Source organism: Burkholderia sp. SR8 (assembly GCF_052851275.1).
Window position 1 is genome coordinate 193225 of the sequence record NZ_JAULUC010000012.1, and the last position, 7005, is coordinate 200229.

The following is a 7005-nucleotide window of genomic DNA, read 5'->3' on the forward strand; positions in this document are numbered from 1 at the left end:
TTGTGGGCGGTATTACGAGGCGAGCGCGATCAGCCCTTCCGCCGCGATCGCGATGCCGACCGCCGTGCCGCGCGCGAGCTCGATGCGGCCCGGCACGTCGATCACGAGCGCATCGGGCGCCGCATGCTCGATCGTGAGCCGCGTGCGCTCGCCGAGGAACGCGCACGCGCCGATCGCGCCGCGCAGCGGCGCATGCGCGGGATCGGCGAGCTGCGCGTCCTCCGGGCGGAAGAACCACTCGTCGGCGGCGTGCGGCGTGACGATCGAACCGCCGGTCGTCACGAGCGCGCCGTCGCGCCATTGTCCCGCAAGCCGGTTCAGCGTGCCGATGAACTGCGCGACCGTGCGGTTCGCCGGCCGGTAGTAGATGTCGCGCGGCGTGCCGATCTGCTCGATGCGGCCCGCGCCCATCACGACGATCCGGTCGCCGAGCTCCATCGCCTCCGCCTGATCGTGCGTCACGTAGACGGTCGTCACGCCGAGCTCGCGCAGCAGCGCATTCATGTCGCGGCGCAGCACGTCACGCAGCTTCGCGTCGAGCGCGGTCAGCGGCTCGTCGAGCAGCAGCACGCGCGGGCGCACCGCAAGCGCGCGCGCCAGCGCGACCCGCTGGCGCTGGCCGCCCGACAGCTGGTCGACCGGTTTGTCCGCATGCGCGTCGAGCCGCATCATCGCGAGCAGTTCGTCGACGCGTTCGCGCAGCGCGCGCGGGTCGGTCTTGCGGATCTTCAGTCCGTAGCCGACGTTGCCGCGTACCGTCAGGTTCGGAAACAGCGCGTAGTTCTGGAACACCATGCCGACCTGGCGGCGTTCGATCGGCAGCGCGGTGACGTCGTCGTTGCCGAACGCGATCGTGCCGCCGGCATCCGGCGTGTCGAGGCCCGCGATCAGGCGCAGCGTCGTCGTCTTGCCGCAGCCCGACGGGCCGAGCAGCACGAGCGTTTCGCCGGCGCCGATCGACAGATCGAGCGGTTCGAGCACGCGCGTGCCGCGGAACGTCTTTGCGCAGCGGGTCAGGGTGATGGGAGTGGAATCGAGTTTCATGGGAGCGATAGGTTCTGCGCGGGATCAGCGCGGGCGGCGCTTCGCCGCGCGCGTGCCGGACGGATCGACGCCGAGCCACTGCATCGCGACGAGCAGCGGCAGCGTCATCAGCAGGAACACGATCGTGTACGCGCTGCCGACTTCGAGACGCAGCGATGCGTAGGTATCGGCGAGCCCGACCGGCAGCGTCTTGGTATCGGGTGTATGCAGCATCCACGTCAGGTTGAATTCGCCGATCGACAGCGTGAGCACCGCGAGCGCGCCCGCGACGATGCCGGGACGCAGGTTCGGCAGCACGATCGTGACGAAGCGCGTGACGAACGACGCGCCGAGGCTCGCCGCGCCTTCCTCGAGCGTGCGCAGGTCGGCACCGGCCGCAACCGCTGCGACCGCGCGCACCATGAACGGCAGCGTGAACACCACGTGGCCGACGACGATGAACCACAGGCTCATCCGGAACGCGGTGAAGCCGCCGTAGACGACCAGCAGCGCGAGCGCCGACGCGAGGCCCGGCAGCGCGACCGGCAGCACGAGCGCTTCCTCGAGCGCGCGGGCGGCGCGGCTCTTGCTGCGCGCGAGCGCATAGCCTGCCGGCACGCCGACGACGAGCACGATCGCGAGCGTCGCGAACGCGACGCCGAGCGACAGCGCGACCGAACCCTGATATTGCTGCCACACCTGTTCGAGCCAGCGCAGCGTGAGGCCGCTCGACAGTCCGCGGAAATAGTTGACGGTAACGCCCGCGAGGACCGACATCACGACGGGCACGATCAGGAACGCGCACAGCAGCAGCGTGACGCCCCATTGCAGCGCGGCGATCGCGCGCGCGCCGGACACGCGCGGCGCGCGCCGAGCGGTGCCGCTCGCATGCGACGGGGCGGGCGCCGGCGACGGCGCGGACGAACCGGAAAGCGATTGCATGAAGGAATCCTCAGGCCGCGGCAGCGGCGGTGTGTCCGGTGAAGCGGCGCGCGAGCGCGAGCACGCTCCACGTGACGATGCCGAGCACGATCGACAGCCCGGCCGCCGTCGCGATGTTCGCGTTCAGCGTGAACTCGGTGTAGATCGTCATCGGCAGCACGTTCAGGTCGGTGGCGAGCGTGAACGCGGTACCGAACGCGCCCATCGCGGTCGCGAAGCAGATCGCGCCGGCCGCGATCAGCCCCGGCGCGAGCGCCGGCAGCACGATGTCGACGAAGATGCGCCACGGCGACGCGCCGAGCGAACGCGCGGCTTCCTCGAGCGATGCGTCGAGCTTCGACGCGGCCGCGATCACGGTGACGATCACGCGCGGAATCGAGAAGTACAGGTAACCGACGAACAGCCCGCCCACCGAATACGCGAACACCCATTTGTCGCCGGTCAGCTTCGCGGACAGCATCCCGATCAACCCTTGCCGCCCGGCGAGCATGATCACCATGAAGCCGACCACGACGCCCGGAAATGCGAGCGGGAACGTGAGCAGCGCGAGCAGTACGCGCTTGCCCGCGAATTCGCGGCGCGCGAGCAGCAGCCCGGAGATCGTCGACAGCGCGAGCGTCGCGAGCGTGACGCCGGCCGACAACGCGACCGTTTCGCCGAGGCTCTTCATGTAGCGCGCATTGCCGAGCAGTGCCGCGTACTGTTTGAAGAGCGCGCCGTCGGCGGACACCTGCACGAGCGATACCATCGGCAACAGCCAGAACGCGGCGAACACCGCGAGCGCCGGCGCGACGAGCGCGACGCGCCAGCGCAGCGGGAAAGTCAGGTCGAGCATGGTTCGGGGCCGGCCGCTTACTGCATCACCTGCAGGTACTGCTGGCCGAATGCCTGCTGGCCGGCCGCCATCTTGCCGAAGTCGACCGGCTTGGCGCGTGCGTATTCGCTCGCCGGCAGGAATTTCGCGGCGACGTCGGCGCCGAGCGTCTGCGCGCGCACCGGCCGCAGATACGCGTTCGCCCACAGCTTCTGGCCTTCGTCGGACAACACGAAGTCGAGCACCTTCCTGCCGTTCGCATCGTGCGGCGCGCCCTTCACGAGGCTCATCACGTACGGCACCGCGATCGTGCCTTCGGTCGGAATCACGAATTCGACGTTCGCGTGATCCTTGTACTTCGCGCGATACGCGTCGAAGTCGTAGTCGAGCAGGATCGGAATCTCGCCGGACAGCACGCGCGCATAGGCCGTCTGCTTCGGCACGATCGGCGCGTTCGCCTTCAGCTTGCGGAACCAGTCGAGGCCCGGCTTGAAGTTGTCGAGGCTGCCGCCGAGCGCCTGGTTCACCGCGACCGCGCCCGCATAGCCGACGAACGCGCTCGACGGATCGAGGTAGCCGACCATGCCCTTGTATTCCGGCTTCAGCAGATCGGCCCACGAGCGCGGCACCGGCTTGCCGTCGAGTGCGTCCTTGTTCACGAAGAAGCCGAGCGTGCCCGAGTGGATCGCGAACCAGTAGCCTTGCGGATCCTTCAGGTTCGCGGGGATGTCGTTCCAGTGCGCGGGCTTGTACGGCGCGATCACGCCCTTGTCCTTCGCCTGGAACGCCGACGACACGCCGAGGTAGACGACGTCGGCGACCGGGCTCTTCTGCTCGGCGATCAGCTGTGCGATCGCCTGGCCCGAGTTCTTGTTGTCGAACGGCACGCGGATGCCGGTCTTCTGCTTGATCGCCGCGATCTGCGCGGCCCAGTCGGCCCATTCGGGCGGGCAGTTGTAGCAGATCGCGGTGTCGTCGGCATGGGCCGCGGGTGCGAACGCGACGAGCGCGGCGCAGGCAACGGGGGCTGCGAGCATGCGCAGCAGCGAGGTCAGGCGAAAGGACACGGTGGGTCTCCGGGCGGGGTAGCGGGGTATTTCGTGGATAGCTCGCGGCGTATCTCGCCACGCCGCGCACGATCGCGCGGCGCGCGCGTTCATGCGTGGCGCAACTGCAGGCCGGCGGCCGGCGGCGCGACCGTCGCGCCGTCGCGCACCGTGTGCGGCAGGATCAGCGACGTGCGTTCGATCGTCGCGCCGCCGATGCATTCGACGAGGCGCCGCCACGCGTGGCGGCCGATGTCCTGGTTCGGCGTCGCGACGCTCGCGAGCGGCGGCGCGAGCAGCTCGCCGATCGCGATTCCGTCGAAGCCGAGCACCGACAGGTCGTCGGGAATCGAGAAGCCCGCGCGGCGCAGCCCGCGCATCACGACCATCGCGAGCAGGTCGTTGCTGCAGAACAGCGCGGTCGGGCGCGTGGCTTGCGCGGTGAGATGCGCGAGCACCGCGTCGGGCAGCTCGGCCGCGTTGAAGTCGACTTCGACCGGCGGCAGCGTCGCGACACCGGCTTCCTCGAGCGCTTGCGCATAGCCGAGATGACGCTGGCGTGCGCGATCCGATGCTGCGAGCGAGCCGGCGAGCATCAGCACGCGGCGATGGCCGCGCGCGGTCAGCAGCCGCACGCCGTCGTACGCGGCGCGGCGGTTGTCGACCGACACCGACGGGCGGCGTTGCGTGTCGTTGTGCATCAGCACGTAGTGCGGGCCGTCGCGGTCGAGCATGTCGAGCAGCGGATGCGTGTCCGCGTCGGCGACGGTCAGGATCAGCCCTTCGACGCGCTGCTCGCGCAGCGTCTCGATCGCGTGGCGCTCGCGCGCCGCATCGTATTCGGTCGTCATCAGGATCAGCTTGAAGCCGGCCGCGGTCGCGAGCTCGTCGATGCCGTGCAGGCAATCGGCGAACACCGGGTTCGACAGCGTCGGCAGCACGACGCCGACGAGGCGCGTGCGCTCGCCTCGCAGCTGCCGGCCGAGCGGGCTCGGGCGGAACTGCAGCGTGTCGATGGCGGTGCGGATCGTCGCGAGCGTCGCGGGGCTGACGGTATGCGGCGCATTGATCGCACGCGATACGGTGGCGATCGAGAAGCCCGCGAGGGCAGCGACATCCTTGATGGTGGGGGTCATGGCGTGACGCGATGTAAACGTTTTCGACGGGCAAATTATCGAAAACGTTTGTGACTTCGCGATGACGCGCGAGACGTCTGTTTCGCAAAAAAGCACGATACAAACATCAGACGTTTGATGCCCGGGGAGCAGGGCGGATTCGATTGTATCGGCGGTTGCTGCGGCGCGGGAGGAAATCGCGCGCGGTGTCGTATCGATGTCGGCCACGACCGATGAAATCCGGCGCGGAGGCGGGCGGCAAACGTGCTGCGTCGCGATGTGCCGTGTCCGAATCAGCGAACGCATGTGCAAGCAATGGTAGAATCGCGTCCGCCCTTTTGCCGGGGTGATGAAATTGGTAAACATAGCGGACTTAAACGATTGAGTGCCCGGCCGGAAACGGCCGGTGCAGAACCCTTCAAATTCGGCGAAACCCCTGATGTGCGACGCGCGTCGAGGCAACGCCGAGCCAAGCCTCGCGGCTCGACTGCGGCGAGGAAGGTGTAGAGACTAGACGGGGGGCGCCTAAGGCGCATGGGCGGCGATCCCGCCCGGCGCGACGGCGAAGGCATAGTCCAGCGCACGAACGGTGTCGTTCCGACGACGCCGACTTCGAAAGAAGCAGTGTGACGAAAATCCGCCGCCTTAATTGGCTTGCCGGTTCAAGTCCGGTCCCCGGCACCACACATACTCCCAAGTGTTTCCATAGTTTGCCAAAAAGCCCCGTCAGTCAAGCACTTGCGGGGCTTTTTGTTGCCATCTTGCCCCATGCTTTCCCATTGACACCCACAGAATCAGGGGGCATCGTAGGGGGCAGTTTCCTTCATTTGGGGCATCGAAATGCCCCCTTGCTCAAATGCCCCTGACCGATGTCGCTGTCCGTGCGGCCAAGCCTCTCGAAAAGTCCTACAAGCTGGCCGACGGCCAGGGCATGTACCTCGAGGTTATGCCGAACGGCTCGAAGTACTGGCGCCTGAAGTATCGCATCGACGGCAAGGAGAAACGGATGGCCCTCGGGGTCTATCCGGCCGTCACATTGCTGGCTGCTAGGAAAGCCCGCGACGAGATCAAGGACCAGTTGCGCGCCGGCCTCGATCCATCGCACGAAAAGAAGCGCGTAAAGGCGCAGCGCATCCTAGGCCGCGTGAATTCGTTCGAGCCCATCGCCAGGGAGTGGCATGAACAGCGAAAGGAGTCGTGGAGTGAGGGCCACGCTGTACGAATCATGAAGCTGCTCGAGCGCGAGTTGTTTCCGGTGCTCGGTGCACGCCCGATCAGCGAGGTATCGGCGCCGGAGCTGCTTGCGGTGATTCGAAAGATCGAGTCGCGTGGCGCCATCGAGCTTGCGCACAAGACCATCCAGGCAACGAGCCAGATCTTTCGGTATGCGATCGCCACCGGCAGGGCTGAGCGTGACCCTGCGCCGGATCTCCGCGGCGCGCTGAAGACCCGTACCGTCGTGCACATGAAGCGTGTGAGCGAAGCCGAGCTCCCTGAGCTGATGCGCAAGATCGACACGTATGATGGAGACTACCAGACGCGACTTGCGATGCGGTTCATGGCTTTGACTTTCGTTCGGACGATCGAATTGAGGTTCGCTGAGTGGACCGAGATCGACGAGAAGAAGAAGGAGTGGCGCATCCCGGCCGAGAAAATGAAAATGCGCACGCCGCACATCGTGCCGTTGTCGAAGCAAGCTCTTGAGGTGGTGGCGAAGCTGCGAGAATTGAACGGCGATAGTCAGTACCTTTTCCCGAGCCGGTCCAGCTCTAAGAAGCCGATGAGCGAAAACACGATCATCTTCGCGCTGTATCGGATGGGCTACCACTCACGGATGACGGGGCACGGCTTTCGGGGCCTTGCGTCGACAATCCTCAACGAACACGGCTTCAACCGGGACTGGATCGAACGCCAGCTGGCCCATAGCGAACGCGACAGCATCCGGGCGGCGTACAACCACGCGGAGTACCTGCCGGAGCGCCGGAAGATGATGCAGTGGTGGGGCGATTATCTGGCGTCAGCGTGTGGTGGGTAGTTGTGTCATCGCAAAATTGGGGCGGTGTTT

General features: G+C 66.7%; 6 protein-coding genes. 1 reads left to right on the top strand and 5 read right to left on the bottom strand.

Annotated features, from left to right (window positions below):
* Window positions 1-12: 12 nt before the first annotated feature.
* From Q3A80_RS17720 to Q3A80_RS17740, 5 genes are all read right to left on the bottom strand, one after another.
* Window positions 13-1044, bottom strand: a complete 1032-nt coding sequence (locus tag Q3A80_RS17720; RefSeq protein ID WP_446330217.1) for an ABC transporter ATP-binding protein — start codon at window positions 1042-1044, stop codon at window positions 13-15.
* A 24-nt stretch (window positions 1045-1068) separates the two neighbouring features.
* On the bottom strand, window positions 1069-1965 hold the full coding sequence (locus Q3A80_RS17725; protein WP_446330218.1) for an ABC transporter permease: 897 nt from the start codon (window positions 1963-1965) through the stop codon (window positions 1069-1071).
* 10 nt (window positions 1966-1975) lie between these two features.
* Window positions 1976-2800, bottom strand: a complete 825-nt coding sequence (locus tag Q3A80_RS17730) for an ABC transporter permease (protein WP_446330219.1) — start codon at window positions 2798-2800, stop codon at window positions 1976-1978.
* Window positions 2801-2817: 17 nt separating this feature from the next.
* Window positions 2818-3846, bottom strand: a complete 1029-nt coding sequence (locus tag Q3A80_RS17735; protein ID WP_446330220.1) for an ABC transporter substrate-binding protein — start codon at window positions 3844-3846, stop codon at window positions 2818-2820.
* 89 nt (window positions 3847-3935) lie between these two features.
* Window positions 3936-4961: a LacI family DNA-binding transcriptional regulator gene (locus Q3A80_RS17740; protein WP_446330221.1), complete on the bottom strand. Its 1026-nt coding sequence runs from the start codon at window positions 4959-4961 to the stop codon at window positions 3936-3938.
* An 835-nt stretch (window positions 4962-5796) separates the two neighbouring features.
* On the opposite strand from Q3A80_RS17740, the gene Q3A80_RS17745 reads away from it, so the two are divergent.
* The gene (locus tag Q3A80_RS17745; RefSeq protein ID WP_446330222.1) at window positions 5797-6975 is read left to right on the top strand and encodes a tyrosine-type recombinase/integrase; all 1179 of its coding nucleotides are present in this window, start codon (window positions 5797-5799) and stop codon (window positions 6973-6975) included.
* Window positions 6976-7005 lie beyond the last annotated feature (30 nt).